This window comes from Paraburkholderia sp. SIMBA_027, assembly GCF_046535315.1.
Taxonomy (GTDB): domain Bacteria; phylum Pseudomonadota; class Gammaproteobacteria; order Burkholderiales; family Burkholderiaceae; genus Paraburkholderia; species Paraburkholderia tropica.
Genome location: NZ_JAWRWY010000608.1, coordinates 1 through 271, shown reverse-complemented (window position 1 = coordinate 271; position 271 = coordinate 1). Strand labels below are relative to the sequence as shown.

Here is a 271-nt window from a genome sequence, read left to right as displayed (position 1 = left end):
ACAAAACGTATCGAAGCCCTTTGCGCGGCACCATTGCGGGAAGTGCGGATTTTCGTTCAACAGTTCGGCTGCGGTCACGTCGTTGACAAGCGTGTAGCCGAAGATCGATTCGGCGGCCTGTTCGACGCTCGCATCGCGGCAGCGCCGCCCGATCACGATTCCAAGTTCGCCTTCGTAGGCGATCTTGCCCGCATAGCTGAGCGGGCGCAGGATCGGTTCGCCCGAGCCGATCACCGAACCCGCCGGTTTCAGCAAAAACAGCGGATGCGCC

1 protein-coding gene is annotated in these 271 nt (G+C 61.3%); it reads right to left on the bottom strand.

Features of this window, described 5'->3' with window-relative positions; translation table 11 throughout:
- The coding region (locus SB764_RS40445) for a fumarylacetoacetate hydrolase family protein (protein ID WP_410866819.1) at positions 1-271 on the bottom strand (271 nt) is incomplete at both ends.